At 46.9% G+C, this 18,349-nt stretch carries 18 protein-coding genes and 1 pseudogene; 11 read left to right on the top strand and 8 right to left on the bottom strand.

The features are described 5' to 3' along the window. The first annotated feature begins 12 nt into the window (after positions 1-12). Positions 13-1,239 (top strand): hypothetical protein, encoded by a 1,227-nt coding sequence (locus AWU77_RS05155; RefSeq protein WP_062059994.1) that lies wholly within the window; start codon positions 13-15, stop codon positions 1,237-1,239. Positions 1,240-1,372: 133 nt separating this feature from the next. Here AWU77_RS05155 and AWU77_RS05150 read toward each other — a convergent pair whose 3' ends face one another. Then, positions 1,373-1,744: a thermonuclease family protein gene (locus AWU77_RS05150; RefSeq protein ID WP_238582310.1), complete on the bottom strand. Its 372-nt coding sequence runs from the start codon at positions 1,742-1,744 to the stop codon at positions 1,373-1,375. A gap of 360 nt (positions 1,745-2,104) precedes the next feature. Here AWU77_RS05150 and AWU77_RS05145 point away from each other — a divergent pair, with 360 nt between their 5' ends. Then, positions 2,105-2,377 (top strand): carbon storage regulator, encoded by a 273-nt coding sequence (locus AWU77_RS05145; RefSeq protein ID WP_062059992.1) that lies wholly within the window; start codon positions 2,105-2,107, stop codon positions 2,375-2,377. A 106-nt stretch (positions 2,378-2,483) separates the two neighbouring features. Here AWU77_RS05145 and AWU77_RS05140 read toward each other — a convergent pair whose 3' ends face one another. The 6 genes and pseudogenes from AWU77_RS05140 to AWU77_RS05110 form a co-directional block, all read right to left on the bottom strand. Further along, entirely contained in the window at positions 2,484-3,914 is a 1,431-nt protein-coding gene (locus AWU77_RS05140; RefSeq protein WP_062059990.1) for a hypothetical protein, read from the bottom strand. 58 nt (positions 3,915-3,972) lie between these two features. Then, positions 3,973-4,203, bottom strand: coding sequence for a hypothetical protein (locus AWU77_RS05135; RefSeq protein ID WP_062059988.1), 231 nt, complete (start codon positions 4,201-4,203; stop codon positions 3,973-3,975). 968 nt (positions 4,204-5,171) lie between these two features. Further along, entirely contained in the window at positions 5,172-6,152 is a 981-nt protein-coding gene (locus AWU77_RS05125) for an exodeoxyribonuclease VII large subunit (protein WP_062059976.1), read from the bottom strand. Between the two features lie 167 nt (positions 6,153-6,319). Next, positions 6,320-8,194, bottom strand: a complete 1,875-nt coding sequence (locus AWU77_RS05120) for a hypothetical protein (protein ID WP_062059974.1) — start codon at positions 8,192-8,194, stop codon at positions 6,320-6,322. A gap of 78 nt (positions 8,195-8,272) precedes the next feature. Next, positions 8,273-9,115 (bottom strand): annotated as a pseudogene (locus AWU77_RS05115) (YifB family Mg chelatase-like AAA ATPase); the annotation flags it as partial. Positions 9,116-9,235: 120 nt separating this feature from the next. Continuing rightward, positions 9,236-9,460 carry an accessory factor UbiK family protein gene (locus AWU77_RS05110; protein ID WP_062059972.1) on the bottom strand — a complete coding sequence of 75 codons (225 nt, stop codon included), beginning with the start codon at positions 9,458-9,460 and terminating at the stop codon, positions 9,236-9,238. Between the two features lie 445 nt (positions 9,461-9,905). Between AWU77_RS05110 and AWU77_RS05105 the strand changes: the two genes are divergently transcribed. The 3 genes from AWU77_RS05105 (at position 9,906) to AWU77_RS05095 (ending at position 12,069) form a co-directional block, all read left to right on the top strand. Further along, on the top strand, positions 9,906-10,244 hold the full coding sequence (locus AWU77_RS05105) for a P-II family nitrogen regulator (protein ID WP_049631555.1): 339 nt from the start codon (positions 9,906-9,908) through the stop codon (positions 10,242-10,244). Positions 10,245-10,276: 32 nt separating this feature from the next. Continuing rightward, complete coding sequence (locus AWU77_RS05100) at positions 10,277-11,545, top strand: ammonium transporter (protein WP_062059970.1); 1,269 nt, start codon at positions 10,277-10,279, stop codon at positions 11,543-11,545. 185 nt (positions 11,546-11,730) lie between these two features. Beyond that, complete coding sequence (locus AWU77_RS05095; protein ID WP_007639554.1) at positions 11,731-12,069, top strand: P-II family nitrogen regulator; 339 nt, start codon at positions 11,731-11,733, stop codon at positions 12,067-12,069. Between the two features lie 147 nt (positions 12,070-12,216). Here the strand turns inward: AWU77_RS05095 and AWU77_RS05090 are convergent, their stop codons facing one another. Next, positions 12,217-12,540, bottom strand: a complete 324-nt coding sequence (locus tag AWU77_RS05090; RefSeq protein ID WP_062059968.1) for a hypothetical protein — start codon at positions 12,538-12,540, stop codon at positions 12,217-12,219. A 300-nt stretch (positions 12,541-12,840) separates the two neighbouring features. Between AWU77_RS05090 and AWU77_RS05085 the strand changes: the two genes are divergently transcribed. The 6 genes from AWU77_RS05085 to hemC all read left to right on the top strand — a co-directional run bounded on the left by AWU77_RS05085 (position 12,841) and on the right by hemC (position 18,349). After that, positions 12,841-13,152: a hypothetical protein gene (locus AWU77_RS05085; protein ID WP_062059966.1), complete on the top strand. Its 312-nt coding sequence runs from the start codon at positions 12,841-12,843 to the stop codon at positions 13,150-13,152. A gap of 282 nt (positions 13,153-13,434) precedes the next feature. Beyond that, positions 13,435-14,535, top strand: coding sequence for a spermidine/putrescine ABC transporter ATP-binding protein PotA (potA, locus tag AWU77_RS05080; RefSeq protein ID WP_062059964.1), 1,101 nt, complete (start codon positions 13,435-13,437; stop codon positions 14,533-14,535). Further along, positions 14,525-15,397 (top strand): spermidine/putrescine ABC transporter permease PotB, encoded by an 873-nt coding sequence (potB, locus tag AWU77_RS05075; protein WP_062059962.1) that lies wholly within the window; start codon positions 14,525-14,527, stop codon positions 15,395-15,397. The genes potA and potB overlap by 11 nt, the downstream gene beginning before the upstream one ends. Beyond that, positions 15,381-16,148 carry a spermidine/putrescine ABC transporter permease PotC gene (gene potC / locus AWU77_RS05070; RefSeq protein WP_062059960.1) on the top strand — a complete coding sequence of 256 codons (768 nt, stop codon included), beginning with the start codon at positions 15,381-15,383 and terminating at the stop codon, positions 16,146-16,148. Before potB ends, potC begins: the two co-directional genes overlap by 17 nt. A 1-nt stretch (position 16,149) precedes the next feature. Further along, positions 16,150-17,247, top strand: a complete 1,098-nt coding sequence (locus tag AWU77_RS05065) for an extracellular solute-binding protein (protein WP_062059958.1) — start codon at positions 16,150-16,152, stop codon at positions 17,245-17,247. Between the two features lie 157 nt (positions 17,248-17,404). Further along, a complete protein-coding gene (gene hemC / locus AWU77_RS05060) occupies positions 17,405-18,349 on the top strand; it encodes a hydroxymethylbilane synthase (RefSeq protein WP_062059957.1) in 945 nt (314 codons plus the stop codon).

The raw sequence follows: 18,349 nt of genomic DNA, 5'->3' as shown, positions 1-18,349 counted from the left end.
AAGGAAGAATGGATGTTTTTTTTACGTTGGAAAAGCTGCCTTGCAGGCAGCTTATTGGTTGCTGTTTTACCTTGCTCCCACGCGGCAATCGATTTGCGTGGTTCGGTCGGATTAGAAGCTCGCGCGTTTACTGAATTGGATTTTGTTCAATCCTCGCTGGCGTTAGAAACAGAGTGGTATTGGGAATCAGGCGATAGCAGTATCGCCTGGAAACTCAAACCCTTTGCCCGGTTGGATAACCGCGATGACGAGCGCACCCATGCAGATTTGCGTGAATTTTTTTTTCAATACGCTAATCAGCGCTGGGAATTTCGTGCGGGTATCAACAAAGTATTTTGGGGGGTGACGGAAAGCCAGCACTTGGTTGATGTCCTCAACCAAACTGATTATCTCGAAGGTTTTGATGGTGAAGACAAACTGGGTCAGCCCATGCTCCAGTTAACATCTGTAAATGATTGGGGCGTAATTGATGCATTTGTGTTGCCCTATTTTCGCGAGCGAAAATTTCCCGGTCAGGATGGCGGCTTTAACTATCAGCTAATGCTCAACACGGCTACCGGTGAGCAAGCCTTCAAGGCTCACTGGCTAGATGCGGAATATGAATCGAGTCAGGAAGACAAACATGTTGATTCTGCCATTCGCTACAGTCACTTTATTGGCCCCATTGATGTCGGGATTAGCTATTTCTCTGGCACCGCACGTGACCCGCTGTTAGCCATCGCGAGGGTTGATCAGCAAGAGCAAATTGCCTATTGGTCGCAAACCTACTTACAAATGACCCAATGGGGCATAACTTTGCAAGCTACCCTAGGTGCCTGGCTGTTGAAATTGGAGGCGATAGAGCGGGACTGGAGCGCGGAAAATTATTCGGCACTCAGTGCAGGTTTTGAATACACCGTTTACGGCGTAAGTGAGCAAGGTGCAGACTTGGGTTTGTTGCTGGAATGGAATCACGACAGCCGCGGCGATCAGGCCACGAGCCCCAATCAAAATGACTTGTTCGCTGGTATGCGCTATAGCTTTAACAATCCACAAAGCTCGGAAATTTTAATGGGGGTTTCAACTGATCTGGACAACCGTCGCAGCAGCATGGGTAAAGTAGAGGCCAGCCATCGGTTGGGTGATAGTTTCAGGCTCAGTATTGATGCATGGTTTTTTAACAGCGATGATGCTACCGATCCTGTTTATTTATTTTCAGAGCAGAATTTTATTCAAATTTCTTTGGAGAAGTTTTTTTAGCTGCGGTAATAAAGTTCTATAGTCGATAATTCCCCTTACCTGACGGCCCCCTGCACCTCAAGTGTAGTGGGCCGTTTTTGTTGGGAAGTGTAAAAATAGAGGCAACGTTGTCATTTTCAGTTGCCGCCTGGGTTCAGGCTCGGTTATAGGCCCAAGCATTGCCATTTTCTACCATGTGCTTATTAACATTTATTTCGCTCAGAAAAACTGTTCCCAGAGTTCTTCCGTATCTGTCTTGACCTGACGAATCAACTGTGACGTTTAGTGAGAAAATAAGGTCTGAAAGTGCTTGCTTTGATTTTTGACCCCAAGGCTGATTTTTTTCTGGCGCATCAATTTCAACCAAGCGAATCCTTATGTTTTGCATGTCCTTGGTGAGAATTGTAATCGTGTCACCATCGCTGATACCGACTACTTTTCCGTAGATGTCAGTCGCTTGCGCTGAAAACGGCATGGACAGGAATAAAACTATTATGGAGGCGTGAAGAGAGCGGATCGCATTCATTGCTTTTATGATTCCATTGGGGGCTTTGGTTTGGGATTAAAGATGGTATGGAAGGATTGATATGTCAATTACTTGATATTACCTAACCCCCTAATGATGATCAAAGCGCCCAAGGTGACTACAAAAAATATCAACAGTCACCAACAGTGGAGTTCCAGAGAATCTTATCGGGGGCTCGTATCTACTGAGATGCACTCTGGCTGAACTACTCCAGGTGGTTAATACTGAATTTAACTCTCATGTGCCGTCTAACGAGTTCATTTCGCTACAACACAAACCAGCGCACGGATTTTAGAAGGCATAATCTTTAGTATCAGCCTTGCTTTAATAAAAGACAGCCTAACTTAAAAGGAGTTTACTATGCTTGTTCTCAGTCGCCGCCCTAACCAAGTCGTTCACATACATACCAGCGATGGCATAATCGAAGTGCATCTCAATGATTGCAATGAAAGCCAAGCAAGACTTGGTTTCGTCGCACCTGCTAGTGTAAAAATTATGCGAGAAGAGATAGACAGTCCCCATGTAAAAGGAAGGCATATCAGCATGCCGAAAATGCCGGTGTCAGATCAAATGAAGACAATCACTTCCTTGTTGCGAGCATTATTTACACGCGGATCAACTGACCGCCAATGAAGCTTTGCTGATTGCCCGTTCAAGTCCTGCAGGAGACTTTTGACACCCTCATCAGGATTCATCCATCGGGTTACCTGCTCTGCATTTAATGACATCACACATTCAATTAGCCGCTGAAAGCATCACCAATCCATGAAAATCCTTTTGAAAGGGTGCTAAGTAATGTGTCGCCGAATAGATAGTTGATATACATCATGGCTGCCCATGCGAAACATAAGCACCCGATTCGTATATAAAACTTGTTCTTATGAGTGTTAAATATGGCCTCGGCTCGATCGGGGTCTTCTAGACCATGCTTACTGGAATAAATTTTTTTGAAGATGAAATAACTCATCAAGAATGCGATGCAGAAAACGCTGCTGGCAGTAAGTAATTTTGGAATGTTATTGACTGCTCCGGTTATATCAATAGCGGAGTTATTGATTACAAATTGCCTACCCAATATGAAATAAAACAACCCCATGCACAAACCAACTAGTACCTTTGATTTGGCGGATACGAGTTCCGTGATCCCATGCATTTTGTCCATTTTGAAATTGAGCGCGTCAGAGGAAGATTTTAAGTCATCAAATCTTTCCAGCTCTCTGTCTGCGATTTCTTCCGAAAATATTTGACCATTCCGAAGAGATCTAATGAGGGCTTTTCCATAGGCAATTATCCCGCATGTATCATTCAGAAAGAATTGGTCCTTGTAGCGATGCGCTCTATTGCTTTTGATTCTGTTTAGTGAGGTTAATTCTCGCTTTAACTGACATACGAGCCTTAAGCCAGCTTCTGATCTTCCATCATTGTTGTCGTCGCTAAGCGCAACGATGGTGGTCAAGGCGTCTTGTTTGGTTTGATGGTGTTTATGAATGTGAAGCGAATACTTCAAAAAGTAATATGCTTGTCTTGCAATGATATATCTGATGTCTTTTCGAATATTATCTTTAACAGATTTAATCCAAACTATTCCGTTTGCTTCGATTCGGAACTCGAATGATGAGAAGAAATAAGAGTCGTCAAGTTTTTCGATAGCTGTTTCACTAGAAACAATTTTTTCTAGCTTAGAAAAGCAATCGTTTATGTCATTTGTAAGAACGTCAAAACGGTTATTTTCATTTTGGCCCAGTCTTAAGTTGATTCTATCGCGCTCCGTCGCAATATCCCTGAGCTCGTGGCTAAGACGATGAATATTCATGTCCATGCGTTCGGCATAGGATGACGGCTCAGCGGCTATAGGGTAGATGGAAATGTGTCCAGAGAGTGCTCTCATGTCCATCGAGTGCGATGGGGTAACTTCTGCGGTTACCAGTACTCTGAAAAGCCCGTCTTCAGGGTTAAATGTTTCTGAATCCCTCCAGTCTACTTTGGACTGCAAAAAGATCTTACGTTCGTGAGAGTCTCGCTCCTTTTTAGTGGACTGATTGACCGAGATGTATTCGCGGTCTTGCGATTTGCCAACGCTAAACGGCCCAGAGATGCCAACTTTCATTAACCCAAAGTCCAGGTGCCCATTCAAACAGGGCACCCAACCCATGTATTCCCAGTTATCCATAGTTTTTCCAAAAAAAATCCTGCCTGAGCAGGATTTCTAAAGACATATTATTGTTAAATCAATCGAGGCGGTTATACCAAGCGGGCGTATTTTTCTGGTCTTTAAGAACGCCCGATTTGTCTGGGGATAAAACCATACCATGACAGATACCAGAACCATAAGGAACGATCCCAGCTTCTTTGAATTGCTGTTCTGTTGCATGCATTCTGTTCTTGCGCCATAGGGTATAAAACTCTGCGGCTAACAGTGAAAAAAATACTATTGATATCGCTATAGCAAATACACTCATCTGCCATCACTCCTGTATTTAAGGCTTTGTTATTATAATAAAGTTAATTATCGAACGTCCTTATGCAAAAACCATTCCATCGGGCGTTGTCACCCTTGGCAAAAGGCGCGGCATTCTCACGTCATTAGGGTACAGTGTCAACAAATAGTTCCGATTAAAGAGTTTCTTAGATGTCACTACGCAAGTATGGACAAAGGCGGTACCACTATGCAAGTTACACGCTATTACACTTTGGAATAAGCTTAAAATTACTTTAGTAATCAGGCAATTAGCAAAACAAGTTAATCCTGACTATGTAATCGGCAAATACCATCGCGGCTATCTGTATATATAGCCATGCAGGATGTTGAATTGTTTTCTAAGTCAATAACTTAACTGGCTGTCATCATTAATAAATAGTCCGCGTGCGTGATTTCCTACAACAGGAAAATCGCCAAATGAGCATATTTTTTCAATATGCTGTAGTGATTTCTTTGGTGCAATGAATTGTAAATTTTTCATCGACGGGCATATACATAAGTGGCATATATCGTCTGTGCTGTTTCAAAATCTATATCGGAGTCGCGAATTTTATCGTTATGTCGTGCTAAAACAAGGCATTCACGCATTTCGATGGGCGAAAAAGAGAATTCATTCCCTATACCAATCTTGCGTTTTAATCGCGCATCTAAGTAATTACAGGCTCCACAAATGAGGGTAGGAGGGAAACGACATTTTCCCATTTCCTGGCCATGGTCATGGTGTGTATGGATCCCCGCTTTCCAACCAATATCGCCATATCGCAAAGCATTAGAGCCGACGCGTTTTCCCTACTGCAGGATTTGGCGCTTGGTCCTATTGCATACCGGACAGTGCCAGCCATGGTTCAGCATTTCCCATTTTCGATTGCAGTGCATACCATCGTAGGCGGCATATTCTTCGTCGGTCGGATATCGAATCATTTTGGTTACTAAATGAATGTGTGTTGGCTAGGTTAGTGCGATGACAAGCAGGTATATCAACAATGAACACGCAGCGAAAACTGCAATAATCTTAATCCAGTCATGCCCATGGTTGGCTGGTTGCGGTGCTGATTGAGTCGCGTTGGCCAACAAAATGTATTCCTGTTTTAGCCGGGCATATTCAGCCTCCATTTCCTTGAATCGCCTTCCAGTAGTCAATATCGAGCTTAAAGTCGAACCGAAGGCTGTCGGCGTTGGAAACGATGCGTCAGCATACTGGTCTGCCAACGTCCTGGAATGGCTGTGTCCTAATGCGGTATAAAATGGAATGTCGTAGTGCATTAAAAACGACACGACCTCCGGATCATTCCATATTTCCATCGTATTATCATCCCCACCACGGACGATAACGAACGCTTGAAAATTGTAAGGTTCTGCCTCCCTTATATCGCTTAACAACGTATCGGTCCGGCCAACACGAATGACAGCTTGGCGAATACTCTTTGCGGTAGCGTTGTCCACTTGGCTGAGTACGTCGTTGATGCCCGTTTCCGTCCCTAGCAGTAGGAGAGAGTTGAGATTGCACTCATTGATGGCGTTATCGAGGCTAATGAATCGCTTCTTTTTCGGTATCGAATGATTGCGTGGGATCCTTCGTTCAGCAATTTCCCAGGAACCGACAATATTGCCGTGGATACAGCACTCTAACCCGACGAAAAAGGTGCTTGGCTTGAGGTATAAGAGCCCCTCAACGAGAATCGATTCGTTTTCATAAATATCAGCAGTGCTGTCACATTTGACTGAAATGCTGAATTCCTGATCTTTCAGCGTTAGATAGGTGGCGGTTTTATAACGATTGACCTTTGTGACGACCCCTTTGACTCTCACTACGCCTTCTATGCGGGTGAATACTTTTTGCTGACTACTAATACCAGCCTTCAGGAGCAGAGCTTCAACGGAATAGCATAATGGTTCGATTGAGGTGGTGATTGATTGTGTAATTTCCATGTGTTCAGCTTCCAGGCCTTGGGATTGTGCGATTGCAGTATATGAGAAAGGTCAGATCAATTTCAGTTGACCTCCGATATTGGTGCGCCAACTTCGTTGACCAATGTCACGGAGAAGTAAACAATATGATGAATTCACTAACTGAAAGAGTGATCGACTGAAGCGCTTTAACCAAATAGCGTGACTATTTTTTCCAATGTGTCCTCTGCCCACTCTTCAGGATTTACGGTCACCTGTTGGTCATTAACTTGTTCAGCTATGCCTCCTTTGGTTGACGCCTGAGAATCTTTAGGTGTTATCTTTTTTGCCACCGCATATGCATGTGTCAACCTTTCGAAAAAAAAGGACTCGAATAGATGTTTTGCGATTTCGGCGTGCTTCGGCTTCCATTCCTTGTTACTGGGCGGCCACCCGTTATGCGATGCAGTGAGTTTAAGCAGACCCCCGAAATTATCTTTAGTAAACTCGACAGGACCTTTGCTGAGATCTTTGGATGTAATGGCGAGCGAACTACGGCCTCTCTCGTCAGGGCGCAATTCCATTTCAATGAGATAAATATACTTATTAGGGGTTTTGATTTGAGTCCAGACGACTTTTCTTGATCGTCCCTCCGAGTCCTTCTCATCAAGAAAAATTTTGTACCAAGAAAGCTTTTTATCCATGACTGGAAACGATGTCACGATTTCCCCGTCCATGTATTCGTTGTTTACATGCCCTAAGGTGATAATTTCCCAATTAATTTTTTTTGATTTGACGCGTAAATGCTTAAGCATTTCGAGGAAAAGGCTAATGTCACGAGCAATAGGTTTTGCTGGTACATCCACGTCATCAACGCCTTGATTGCCGGCGCCAGCCCCGCCTTTTCCGTCCTCAAATGTATGGCCAGTCGCTTCTGTGTCGGATCGATAAGGTCGCCCATTGATATAATCGCGCCCATGGTACTGCCGCTGAAAATGTACGTGATTGATTTGATCAAAAAGTAACGTGGGATTTCTGGCTATAAGCCTGCCGAGGCTCGGATCTGCCGGGTTGTCATTAATTTCAGCGGGATCTTCAATATCGGTTTTTGGTGGGGTAGGAGGACGGCCTCCACCGGTGCTACCGCCACCAGAACCTTGGGTGGGCGCTCCAGTACAATTGACTATCAAACTATTGAAGCCTAGTGGATGTGTACAGTTACGAATTTGATTAACGTAGATTGCCCATTCGTCTTTGGAAGTCCTGGTATTTCTTAAAGGAATCTTTTTGCCAGCGAGATGTAGCGTCGTAACGCCATTGAAGGGAAAGCGGGAATTGATATAAAGCGGTTGTGGAGCACTAGCGTTAGGAAATCGATTTAGTACAAGGTGTTTATGAGGGCCATGGAAGGCTTCGCGAGCTTCATCGGATACTGCGGCCCTCCCATAAACGCATGCTTCGAATTTGGTTAGTGTTGAATTTTCAGCAGTGAGAATGAGTTGGCCATTCACCAACTTTGCATCTTTAACTAACTTTGACGTAGTTCCCGTTAATGCACTAGCTAACAGACGGGATGACGCCCCCACGTAATAACGAAACAATTCTGCCGTTGGGATGATTAACCAAGATACACCAATGTTATTGGATTTGGGGATAGGAACGAGGGCAAAAAGAGTTTGGTTGAGGTGCGCCAAATTTTCGCCAAAATCTAAATGAGTCGTCGGCAACAGCGTGGCGAACGGCGCAAAATTAGGGTTAACTTTCTCTGGAAGTGTATAGACGCAGGAGCGCGTATCAACAGTGATTGCTAACTCGAGAGTTGGAGGCGATATTGTTTTTTGCCCATCCTGCCACACGGTGCCTGGTGTAAACAATCGCAGCCAACCGGCGTGACCGCTCATTTGGTAAGCGTTGTCAGTTGTAGCATGAACCTGATAGGGATTGTTAATGAATCCCGGTTTAATCTCTGAAAAAAGGTAAGTGACTCTGGAGCCCAAGATGGCAGAAGGACGAATGTTCCCAATACCATCAACGCGCCAAACCCCCGGTCTTTTCTTCAATCGTCCGCAAATAAAACGCGCCACAGAACAACATCCATTTCCAATTTCCCTTATTTATTATCATATAGCGATGGCCATTCGCAAATATTTATAGAATTTACAGCCAACCAACGCAATTGCCGACGCTGTATGGTGTGGGGCGCGAAAAGGGCGACGGCGCCCGTGGTAATCCTGCCCTTGTGCGGCGACTGAGTAGATCGCCGCGACATCTAACATTTCTCGCTCACTTAAGCTGGGCAGTATTCCCGGTAAGCGGCTCGCCAGCATAGTTTTCCCGGTGCCTGGTGGGCCGTAAAACAGCAAATTGTGGCCGCCGCTGGCCGCTATCTCCAGTGCCCGTTTGGCTTGCGACTGGCCTTTTACATCGAGAATATCGAGCATATCTTCAGTGAATTTGCCGTCATCCTGGGTGTACTCAGCTTGTTTGAGTAGTTCGCGTTGGTGCAAGTGCGCGCAGACCTGCAATAGGTTATCTGCACCAAATACGCGCGTAATACTGCTAAACGCGGCCTCCTTCGCATTGGCGCCACTGATAATCAAGTCTCGCGCCGCATCACCACAGGCAAGCGCTGCCGGTAGCGCCGCACTAATAGGGCGCAATTCGCCCGAAAGTGCCAGCTCCCCCAAAAACTCGTAGTGCGCTAGCTGTGCCACAGGGATTTGCCCTGATGCGGCGAGTATGCCGAGTGCGATGGGTAAATCGTAGCGGCCCCCTTCTTTGGGCAAATCGGCGGGCGCTAGATTGACGGTGATGCGTTGGGCGGGAAATTCCAAATGGCTGTTGATCAGCGCGCTGCGCACCCGATCTTTGCTTTCTTTTACTGCTGTTTCAGGCAGGCCGACGATGGAGAGGCTGGGCAAACCATTGGAGATGTGAACTTCAACGGTGACTTGCGGGGCATCTATGCCGAGCTTGGCGCGTGAATTTACTATGGCGAGAGACATGGACAATCCTTGTGGTTGTTTTTGAACGGTTTTTTTATTTCGCCACAAACCTTGTAGCGAAATATTGGCCGACTATAAAGCAATCAGTCGGCATAAAACAATTGGCTGTTTAGCCTTTCTTTATTGTTCCAGGCGCATCAGTTCCTGTTCTAGTGCTTCCAGTTTTTGGCGGGTGCGCAGCAGCACAGCAGTTTGTGCGTCAAACTCTTCGCGGGTGACCAAATCCAGTCGTGCCAGTGCTGCTTGCAGTGCGATATGTAACTCGCGCTTGGGGATTAGGCGCTCGGCATTGGGGAGTTGGGTGTGCAGCTCTTCCAGCAATCGCTGCGCTAGATCATTTATCATCAAAAATCATCCGGTCGGTAAATTTATCCCAGTTTACCTCCTGCTCTATTCTCCTGCACCCATCCTCTCGCTCCTGTTTTTGCTGATTTGCTGGCAACTGTAGCTGCTGGATGTTGCTTTTGGTGTCAGTGTGCACAAATGGTGCTTGTCATTTATGGTGATGCACTTATGTGGTGCAACACTTGTATTCGAACTTGGATATTTTTGCGCCTTGGCGCGTGAATATATCGTAACATTTTGATTTTTATAGGTTTTATGAAATTGGCCTGCTCTGTGCAAAATTGCAAATGAATCATTTACGAGGCTAGGTTAGTTGTTTTCGCATTGTTGGTGTTGCCCAAAGTGGGCAGGTAGCCAGGTTTATGCGATATCCACTCACCTCTTGATAGTTTTTCCGGTGTTTCCCGCACCTTCAGGTGCGGGGATTTTTTTAGGAGCGGGATGAATGAAATTGGTAACAGCGATCATCAAGCCATTCAAATTGGATGTGGTGCGTGAAGCACTCTCCGACATAGGTGTACACGGCATGACCGTGACCGAAGTAAAAGGTTTTGGTCGTCAGAAAGGCCATTCCGAACTCTACCGTGGGGCAGAGTACGTGGTGGATTTTTTGCCAAAAACCAAAGTGGAGATTGCCGTCTCAGACGCTGAAGCTGATTCAGTGGTTGAGGCTATCAGTAAGGCTGCCAACAGCAGCAAGATTGGTGACGGCAAGATCTTTGTATCTGATTTGGAGCAGGTGGTGCGAATTCGTACCGGCGAAACCGGCGACCAAGCGTTGTAATTCACTTTTAATAAACAGACGGGGAAAGACCAATGGAAGAGAATATTTTTCATCTTCAGTACGCGATGGACACCTTTTACTTCTTAGTATGTGGTGCCTTGGTGATGTGGATGGCGGCTGGTTTCGCCATGCTCGAAGCGGGTTTGGTGCGCGCTAAGAATACCACTGAAATTTTGACCAAAAACGTAACGCTCTATGCAGTTGCTTGCACTATGTACATGGTGTGCGGTTACGCCTTTATGTATGGCGGCGATTTCTTCCTGTCTGGTATTGCCAGTGTTGATGTTGACGAAACCCTGAAAAGTTTTGCCGAGCGCGAAGATGGGTTCACTGGCGGCTCTATTTATTCCGGAGCGTCAGATTTCTTCTTCCAAGTGGTGTTTGTTGCGACGGCTATGTCGATCGTCTCGGGTGCTGTTGCTGAGCGTATGAAGCTCTGGGCGTTTCTGCTGTTTGCCGTGGTGATGACCGGTGTTATCTACCCAATCGAGGGCTCCTGGACTTGGGGTGCCGAAGGCATGTTTGGTCTGAATATCGATGACCAATTTGGGTTTAAAGACTTTGCCGGTTCAGGCATTGTGCATCTGGCTGGTGCTGCCGCTGCGTTGGCTGGTGTGCTGTTACTGGGTGCACGTAAAGGTAAATATGGTCCAAACGGTGAGGTTCACGCAATCACCGGTGCAAACTTGCCATTGGCGACCTTGGGTACATTCATCCTGTGGATGGGCTGGTTCGGCTTCAACGGTGGTTCAGTATTGAAACTGGGCGATATCGCTAATGCCAACTCTGTTGCTATGGTATTCCTCAACACTAACGCTGCTGCTGCCGGTGGTTTGATTGGCGCATTGTTAGTGGCCCGTGTTCTGTTCGGTAAAGCGGATTTAACCATGGCGCTCAACGGTGCTCTTGCTGGTCTGGTCGCCATTACTGCTAGCCCCGATACCCCTAGCGCTTTGGCTGCAACCGTAATTGGTGTGGTTGCCGGCGTATTGGTAGTCTTCTCTATTCTCAGCTTGGATAAAGTGCGTATTGATGACCCGGTAGGTGCTATCTCTGTGCACGGCGTGGCCGGCTTGTTTGGCTTATTGGTTGTACCTTTCACTGCCGAAGGCACTACGTTCTTTGGTCAGTTGGCGGGCGCTGCGATTATCTTTGCTTGGGTGTTCGGCGCTAGTTTACTGGTCTGGTTTGTGATCAAGTTGGTGATTGGTATCCGCGTCTCTGAAGAAGAAGAGTTCGAAGGTGTGGATATTGCTGAATGTGGTATGGAAGCTTATCCAGAGTTCACTCGCAGCAAGTAATATTCATCGCCACTGCCAAATCGCTTAAGATTTGGTAGTAGTAAAAACTCTATCCGCTATAAAGTTGTTGTTGATGTGCGAAGCTTGGGTGTATCTTAACCCCAAGCTTCCGGATTCAAGCCAAGCGCAAATTGGTATGAATTTCCGGCACCGGCACTCACAAAACTCCAGCAAAGGAATTAATAATGAAACTGATTACCGCTGTTGTAAAACCGTTCAAACTTGATGATGTGCGCACTGCATTATCTGACGTAGGCGTTCAAGGCATGACTGTGACCGAAGTAAAAGGCTTTGGTCGTCAAAAAGGTCACACTGAGCTGTATCGTGGTGCCGAATACGTTGTAGATTTTCTGCCGAAAGTGAAAATTGAGTTGGCAGTTGATGACTCAATGGTTGAGCAGGCAGTAGAAGCTATCACCAAAGCTGCACAGACTGGAAAAATTGGCGATGGTAAAATTTTCATCGCTCCGCTCGATGAAATTATTCGTATCCGCACCGGCGAAACCGGTTCCGATGCTGTTTAATTGAGCAGTGTGACGCGGCAATATTAATTTGCTGCGACCAACAAAAACGCCACTTATCCAGTGGCGTTTTTTTATGGCTTGGTATTTATGTTTGTCACTCCTCCCGCTGTAGCGAGCCGATGTTAAATATAAATAGCAATTAATTTTCTAGGGTAAAAGTTTTTGTAAGCTGCGGCGTAATTGATTGATAAAGCGGCGCTGCTGAATAAAAAAATAGGCTGGCAGCGCGATCAGCATCAAAACAAGCGCACTGGTTTGCTGTGACATGCCCAGTGCCGGCCGCAGCACCAGAACAAACAAAAAGCACAGGCTTAGCATAATGGCGGCGCTAACCAGATTGTTGCGCCAGTTTTTCATTTTATGCTCTGTGGCAAAGGCATCTTGGTAAGCCTGAGCGAGCAGGGCTTGTTGCTGTGCTGGCTCCATTGTTGCTAATTCAGGAAAATGTTTTGCAAGTTGTTTGTAGTTCATAAGCTTAATTAATAATCTACTGGTGGGTGTTTAATGCGCAAAGATTTCACTGCAATTGCAGCTTTGTTGTAACTTTTATTCACGCCGCTGGCAGGTGCTAGACTTGCTCAAGGTTAATAACTAAAATCCGCCGCAATGGCTATCGGTAAGATAAAAAAAGCCTAAAAATTCATCACCAAATATCATGACGTTTAAAAGAGTCTGCGCTATAAATTAGCCGAAGCCTTTGTAGAAATACGCTAGGCTTTGGTTGGGATGAAAATACTAAGAACTCACATTGTACAGTTTTCAGGTGACATTATGACTGATGAAGACCCCATTAACGACGAAGAGATTGAAGATACTGGCGTAGAGGGGGAAGACGACGCCGATGAGGTGGACGGTGCGCTCGATAGCGACGAAGTGAGCTATGCAAGCCCTGCTGCCAAAGTGGTTGAGTCTGAAGCACTGGAAGATTTCAGTATCGCCTCGCGTCAAAAGGCGCGCGATGAGCTAGAAGCGCAAATTGCTGCCTTTCTTGCCCGTGGCGGCAAGATCAATGAGGTGCCGGCTAATGTCACTGCAGATCCACCGAAAAAACCGACCCCGGATTATGGTGGTCGCCCTATCTAAAGCGTCTGTATCCTCTGTCGGCCCCGCACTGGGGCCGATGTGTTTTTGCCAGCGAATACCGCTGAATCTTTTTTGCTTTAAATCCATAGGCTTAGCCAATCTGGGCAGGCTGTTTTTTGCGCCGCTGAATGCTGGATTTTTAGCTGCTCATTTGAGTAGAATGGCCTCTCTTTTGCGTAGGTTCGCAGCTTAGTTTTTATCTGTTGCCAACCTGAACCGTCCCGAGCGCGCCTGCACGTGACATCTGACCCCTTGCCAAATAACCAGAGGAGCTCTGTCGAGGTGAATGAACCGCGCGCCTTGCTAAATCTCAATAATTTGTCCAAAACCTATGGTGCTAACCGGGTTCTCGATAATTTTGATCTGACTATCTTTGACGGTGAGTTTTTTACCTTACTAGGTCCTTCTGGTTGCGGTAAGACGACTGTGTTGAGAATGATTGCCGGGCTGGAAGATACAGACACCGGCGACATTCAATTGGATGGCCACAATATTGGTCAGGTTCCTGCCGAAAAACGCCCGATCAATACCGTATTTCAAAGCTACGCGCTGTTTCCGCATATGACAGTGTTTGACAATGTTGCCTTCGGCTTGCGCATGAGCGGCGTAGCAAAAGAAGAAATCGCACCGCGTGTGACAGAAGCGTTGGAGATGGTGCGCTTGGGTGATTTTGCCCAGCGTAAACCGGCACAGCTTTCTGGCGGGCAACAACAGCGCGTCGCCATCGCCCGTGCGGTAGTGAATCGCCCCAAATTGTTATTGCTCGATGAATCTCTCTCTGCGCTCGATTACAAATTGCGCCAGCAAATGCAGATCGAACTGAAACGCTTGCAGCGCAAACTGGGCATCACCTTTGTGTATGTAACCCACGATCAGGAAGAGGCGTTGTCCATGTCGGATCGCGTGGTGGTGATGAACAAAGGCAAGGTGCAGCAGTTGGGCACGCCGCGCGAAATTTATGAGCAGCCTGCCAATTTGTTTGTGGCCAAGTTTATTGGCGAGATCAATCAGCTTGACGGTGAAATTGTTGAAATTGACGGTAATCACGAATACGAAGTGCGTGTAGAAGGGCTCAAATGGCGCCTTCATGCCGAACACAATTTTAAAGTGGGCGATAAGGTCAATGTATTGTTGCGTCCGGAAGATGTGCGTGTTGAATACATTGATGACCCCCATCCTGACCAGTATCTGGTGGGCGAGGTTGTTGAGCGCAACTACAAAGGCAAAACTCTCGATTCGCTGATTCGTTTACCCTCCGGCATCGAAGTGATTGCCAGTGAATTTTTTGATGAAGACGATCCTTCGTTTGACTACAGCCTGAATCAAAAAGTCGCGATCAAATGGGTGCCAGGCTGGGAAGTGGTGCTGCCCCATGAAGTTTAGTATCGGTCAATTCCGCTTCTGGGCAATTGGGCTTGCCAGTGTCTGGCTGACACTGTTTGTCCTGTTCCCTAACCTACTGGTTATTCTCACCAGTTTCTTAACCCGCGACCCGCAAGCCACAGTGAGTTTGCCGATCAACGCAGACAGCTATGTGCGCACCCTTGATCTGCTCTATTTGCGGGTGCTGTGGGATTCGCTGCGCATGTCGCTGTTGGCGATGATTGCTTGCTTGCTGATTGGATATCCCTTTGCGATGGCTATTGTGAGCTTGCCAAAGCGCTGGCAGCCGGTGATTCTCTTTTTGGTGATTTTGCCGTTTTGGACTAACTCCCTGGTGCGCACCTATGCGATCCAATTTATTTTGGGCAATCAGGGCATCATCAATAAATCATTGATCGGCCTGGGGCTTATCGACAAGCCCATGCAGCTGCTCTATACCCAATTCGCAGTGATTCTGGGGCTCTGCTACATCTTATTGCCGTTTATGGTGTTGCCTTTGTATTCCGCGCTGGAAAAACTCGATGTGCGTTTACATCACGCGGCCAAAGATTTGGGTGCAGGCCCCTTAAGCCGTTTCTGGCATATCACTGTGCCGCTCACGTCGCCCGGTATTGTGGCTGGTTGTCTGATGGTGCTCCTGCCAGCGATGGGCATGTTTTATATTTCTGACTTGCTTGGCGGCGCAAAAAATCTGTTGCTCGGCAATGTAATCAAAACCCAATTCCTGCACACCCGCGATTGGCCATTCGGCTCAGCATTTAGTGTGATTTTGATTGTGTTGCTCGGTTTTATGTTGTGGCTGTATTTCCGCGCCTCCCGTTTTGTCAGCAAACAAGGAGGGCTCAATGGCTCCGATTTTTAGAGTAGGGTTTACCGGGCTCATCCTGTTTTTAATCTATATCCCCATTTTGGTGCTGGTAGTGAACTCTTTTAATGCATCTAAATACGGCATTAAATGGGGCGGTTTTACCTTTAAGTGGTATGAAAAGTTCTGGAATAACGATGGTTTGATGACAGCTGCGCTCAATTCGCTCACTGTTTCCATAGTTGCGGCCAGTGTCGCGACTGTAATTGGCACACTTGCTGCTGTGGCATTACATCGCTATCAGTTCAAAGGCAAAGCGCTTTTATCGTCCATGGTGTTTGTGAGCATGCTTACGCCGGAAATTGTGATGGCGATTTCGTTGCTGATTGTGTTTATGGCGCTCGGGATTAAATTGGGTTTTATCTCCCTGGTGATTGGCCACATCACGTTTTGCCTTCCTTTTGTGATAGTGGCGGTTTACTCGCGCCTGAAAGGGTTTGATATGAAAATGCTGGAGGCCGCGCGCGATCTGGGCGCTTCCGAAAGCAGTATTTTCTGGAAAATTATTCTACCGCTGGCATTGCCTGCGGTGGCGTCTGGATGGTTATTGAGTTTTACCCTGTCGCTAGATGACGTTATAGTCAGTGCCTTCGTCACTGGTCCGGGCTATGAAATCCTGCCGCTCAAGGTTTACTCCATGGTGCGTGTGGGAGTTTCACCCGAGGTAAATGCAATTTCGACGATTTTATTGGTTGTTTCTTTGGTTCTGGTTGTTATTTCCCAACTACTCTTACGTGAGGATAAATAAGATGAAAAAATGGTTGGCTTTGGCCGCAGCACTGTTGATTGGCGGATGTTCCGATAAACCCGAAACCCAAGCGCCTGCAGAAACTACCGCAGCACCTGCTGCAACCGACGCGGCTGCACCTGCAGGTCCGCAAAAAGTAGTGATCTACAACTGGACCGAATATATTCCTGCTGCAGTATTGGAAGAGTTCACCAAAGAAACCGGCATCGAAGTGGAGTACGCCACCTACGAAAGTAACGAGGCGATGTACGCCAAAATCAAATTGATGGACGGCAAGGGCTACGATATTGCTGTACCGTCGACTTTCTACGTTGAAAAAATGCGCAAAGAAGGTTTGATTCAGCCAATCAAAAAAGACATGTTGGCGAATTACGGTAACCTCGATGCCAACATGATGAACAAACCCTACGATCCCAATAATGATTTCAGTGTTCCCTATTTGTGGGGTGCCACCTCCATTGCGATCAACAATAAAGATGTTGATGCGAGCAAAATCACTAAATGGGCTGACTTGTGGAAGCCTGAGTACGCCGGTAAGTTGATGATCATGGACGACGTTCGCGACAACTTCTATGTTGGCTTGCGTGTGGCCGGTTTCCAAAACAACAGCACTAACGAAGAAGAAATCAAAGCCGCTTACGAGAAATTAAAAGCACTTTGGCCAAGCATCAAGGTAATCAACTCTGACTCGCCCAAAACCCCATTGATCCAAGGCAACGTCAGCATTGGCGCAATCTGGAACGGCGAAGCCTATATGGCGCAACAAGAGATGGAAGACCTGCAGTACATTTATCCGGAAGAGGGTGCGGTACTTTGGGTTGACAGCTTTGTGATTCCCAAAGGCGCTGCAAACGTGGAAAACGCGCACAAGTTCATCGACTTTATGCTGCGCGCTGAAAGTGCAAAAGCCGCGATCGAAGAGTTGGGTTATGCCGCACCTAACACTGCAGGTATCGCGCTGTTAGATGAAGCGCTGCGCAACAATAAAACCGTATTCCCTGCGGCGGAAGATATTGCCAAAGGCAGTTTCCATCAGGATCTGGGCGATACAGTTCTGGTCTACGAAAAATACTGGGAATTGTTGAAAGCGGGTCAATAAGCACCGGTATTTCAAATATGCAATTCACCTGAAGCGCCAGTCATACGACTGGCGTTTTTTTTGGAACTGATTTCAACTCAGTAAGTATCTGCTAATCCCTAGCGCAAGTCAGAGTGTTATCATGGCCGCTATTATTCGAATAGTGTGAATTTCTATCATGACTTACTCTGCCGCGCGCCCATTGCGTATCGCCACCCGTAAAAGTTTGCTTGCCCTCTGGCAGGCTGAATATGTCAAAGCTGAGTTGGAAAAGCATCATCCCGGCCTGTTGGTTGAATTAGTTCCACTCACCAGTCGCGGCGACAAAATTCTCGACGTGCCGCTGGCGAAAATAGGCGGCAAAGGCCTGTTTGTTAAAGAATTAGAACAGGCATTGCTGGCGAGCGAGGCGGATATCGCGGTGCATTCGATGAAAGATGTGCCGATGGATTTTCCTGAGGGCCTTGGGTTATCGGTCATTTGCCCACGCGAAGATGCACGCGATGCGTTTGTCTCCAATCGATTTAACTCGCTGGATGATTTACCCAAGGGTGCGGTAGTCGGCACCTCCAGCTTGCGTCGCCAATGCCAACTGCTGGCGAATCGGCCGGATTTAGAGATTAAATTTTTACGGGGCAACGTACAAACCCGTCTGCAAAAATTAGACGATGGCGAGTACGATGCAATTATCCTCGCCGCCGCTGGTTTGATTCGCTTGGAATTAAAAGAGCGTATTCGCGCCTACATAACGCCCGAGCAAAGTTTACCGGCGGGTGGTCAAGGTGCAGTTGGTATTGAGTGCCGGGTGGATGACGCCGCTACTATTGCACTGTTAAAACCCTTGCATCATCAAACAACTGCTGAACAGGTGCTTGCCGAGCGCGCGTTGAATCGCCATCTGCAAGGCGGCTGCCAAGTGCCTATCGCCTGCTATGCTATTCATCGCGGCGATCATTTGTGGCTGCGCGGCTTAGTTGGTTCACCCGATGGCAACCAAATGTTGTTTGATGAGATCACTGGATCGGTTGCCGATGCAGAAAAAATGGGTATCGAATTGGCCGAGCGTTTACTCGCTGCCGGTGCAGATAAAATTCTCGCTGAGGTATACGCAAGCGCGGAATAA

Origin of the sequence: Cellvibrio sp. OA-2007, assembly GCF_000953825.1 — a bacterium.
Taxonomy (GTDB): domain Bacteria; phylum Pseudomonadota; class Gammaproteobacteria; order Pseudomonadales; family Cellvibrionaceae; genus Cellvibrio.
The sequence above is the reverse complement of the archived record's forward strand: the minus strand, read 5'-3'. Positions and strand labels throughout refer to the sequence as shown.

Coding starts and splice junctions, on each gene's coding strand:
- AWU77_RS05065 (WP_062059958.1), top strand. CDS start 16,150: ATGAAAAAATGGTTGGCTTTGGCCGCAGCACTGTTGATTGGCGGATGT.
- AWU77_RS05135 (WP_062059988.1), bottom strand. CDS start 4,203: ATGAGTGTATTTGCTATAGCGATATCAATAGTATTTTTTTCACTGTTA.
- AWU77_RS05095 (WP_007639554.1), top strand. CDS start 11,731: ATGAAACTGATTACCGCTGTTGTAAAACCGTTCAAACTTGATGATGTG.
- AWU77_RS05145 (WP_062059992.1), top strand. CDS start 2,105: ATGCTTGTTCTCAGTCGCCGCCCTAACCAAGTCGTTCACATACATACC.
- AWU77_RS05100 (WP_062059970.1), top strand. CDS start 10,277: ATGGAAGAGAATATTTTTCATCTTCAGTACGCGATGGACACCTTTTAC.
- hemC (WP_062059957.1), top strand. CDS start 17,405: ATGACTTACTCTGCCGCGCGCCCATTGCGTATCGCCACCCGTAAAAGT.
- AWU77_RS05140 (WP_062059990.1), bottom strand. CDS start 3,914: ATGGATAACTGGGAATACATGGGTTGGGTGCCCTGTTTGAATGGGCAC.
- AWU77_RS05125 (WP_062059976.1), bottom strand. CDS start 6,152: ATGGAAATTACACAATCAATCACCACCTCAATCGAACCATTATGCTAT.
- AWU77_RS05150 (WP_238582310.1), bottom strand. CDS start 1,744: ATGAATGCGATCCGCTCTCTTCACGCCTCCATAATAGTTTTATTCCTG.
- potB (WP_062059962.1), top strand. CDS start 14,525: ATGAAGTTTAGTATCGGTCAATTCCGCTTCTGGGCAATTGGGCTTGCC.
- AWU77_RS05105 (WP_049631555.1), top strand. CDS start 9,906: ATGAAATTGGTAACAGCGATCATCAAGCCATTCAAATTGGATGTGGTG.
- AWU77_RS05085 (WP_062059966.1), top strand. CDS start 12,841: ATGACTGATGAAGACCCCATTAACGACGAAGAGATTGAAGATACTGGC.
- AWU77_RS05155 (WP_062059994.1), top strand. CDS start 13: ATGTTTTTTTTACGTTGGAAAAGCTGCCTTGCAGGCAGCTTATTGGTT.
- potC (WP_062059960.1), top strand. CDS start 15,381: ATGGCTCCGATTTTTAGAGTAGGGTTTACCGGGCTCATCCTGTTTTTA.
- AWU77_RS05110 (WP_062059972.1), bottom strand. CDS start 9,460: ATGATAAATGATCTAGCGCAGCGATTGCTGGAAGAGCTGCACACCCAA.
- AWU77_RS05090 (WP_062059968.1), bottom strand. CDS start 12,540: ATGAACTACAAACAACTTGCAAAACATTTTCCTGAATTAGCAACAATG.